The sequence below is a fragment of the Corynebacterium sp. MSK041 genome (assembly GCF_030232265.1).
Classification (GTDB): Bacteria; Actinomycetota; Actinomycetes; order Mycobacteriales; family Mycobacteriaceae; genus Corynebacterium.
Genome location: NZ_JASPJK010000028.1, coordinates 1 through 1,636, shown reverse-complemented (window position 1 = coordinate 1,636; position 1,636 = coordinate 1). Strand labels below are relative to the sequence as shown.

Annotated in this window: 1 rRNA gene; it reads right to left on the bottom strand. The window is 55.9% G+C overall.

The annotated features are described in order from the left end of the window. Nucleotides 1–93: 93 nt before the first annotated feature. A 16S ribosomal RNA gene (locus QP968_RS10950) occupies nt 94–1,610 on the bottom strand. Between the last annotated feature and the right edge of the window lie 26 nt (nt 1,611–1,636).

Below are 1,636 nucleotides of genomic sequence, written 5' to 3'. Positions count from 1 at the left end.
TCCACCTGGATATTTCACAAAACAGTGGCAGCACCACGCTCGGGTACTCAACCACCAACACCCACAACTGTGGGCAAAATAAAAGCTCCTTAGAAAGGAGGTGATCCAGCCGCACCTTCCGGTACGGCTACCTTGTTACGACTTCGTCCCAATCGCCGATCCCACCTTCGACAGCTCCCTAACAAGTTTAGGCCACTGGCTTCGGGTGTTACCAACTTTCATGACGTGACGGGCGGTGTGTACAAGGCCCGGGAACGTATTCACCGCAGCGTTGCTGATCTGCGATTACTAGCGACTCCGACTTCATGGGGTCGAGTTGCAGACCCCAATCCGAACTAAGGCCGGCTTTCAGCGATTCGCATCCCCTCACAGAGTAGCTGCGCGTTGTACCGACCATTGTAGCATGTGTGAAGCCCTGGACATAAGGGGCATGATGATTTGACGTCATCCCCACCTTCCTCCGAGTTAACCCCGGCAGTCTCTCATGAGTCCCCAACCAAATGCTGGCAACATAAGACAAGGGTTGCGCTCGTTGCGGGACTTAACCCAACATCTCACGACACGAGCTGACGACAACCATGCACCACCTGTACACCAGCCACAAGGGAAAGACCATCTCTGGCCCAGTCCGGTGTATGTCAAGCCCAGGTAAGGTTCTTCGCGTTGCATCGAATTAATCCACATGCTCCGCCGCTTGTGCGGGCCCCCGTCAATTCCTTTGAGTTTTAGCCTTGCGGCCGTACTCCCCAGGCGGGGCGCTTAATGCGTTAGCTACGGCACGAACCCCGTGGAAGGGACTCACACCTAGCGCCCACCGTTTACGGCATGGACTACCAGGGTATCTAATCCTGTTCGCTACCCATGCTTTCGCTCCTCAGCGTCAGTTACTGCCCAGAGACCTGCCTTCGCCATCGGTGTTCCTCCTGATATCTGCGCATTCCACCGCTACACCAGGAATTCCAGTCTCCCCTACAGCACTCAAGTTATGCCCGTATCGCCTGCAACCCCGCAGTTAAGCTGCGGTATTACACAAACGACGCGACAAACCACCTACGAGCTCTTTACGCCCAGTAATTCCGGACAACGCTCGCACCCTACGTATTACCGCGGCTGCTGGCACGTAGTTAGCCGGTGCTTCTTATCCAGGTACCGTCACTTTCGCTTCGTCCCTGACGAAAGGAGTTTACAACCCGAAGGCCGTCATCCCCCACGCGGCGTCGCTGCATCAGGCTTGCGCCCATTGTGCAATATTCCCCACTGCTGCCTCCCGTAGGAGTCTGGGCCGTATCTCAGTCCCAATGTGGCCGTACACCCTCTCAGGCCGGCTACCCGTCGACGCCTTGGTAGGCCATTACCCCACCAACAAGCTGATAGGCCGCGAGCTCATCCCACACCGAAAAAACTTTCCACCACCGACACTAAACGATGGTCCTATCCGGTATTAGACCCAGTTTCCCAGGCTTATCCCGAAGTGCAGGGCAGATCACCCACGTGTTACTCACCCGTTCGCCACTCGAGTACCCCTGCAAGCAGGAGCCTTTCCGTTCGACTTGCATGTGTTAAGCACGCCGCCAGCGTTCATCCTGAGCCAGGATCAAACTCTCCACAAAAAACACCCACAAACGTGAGCATCAAT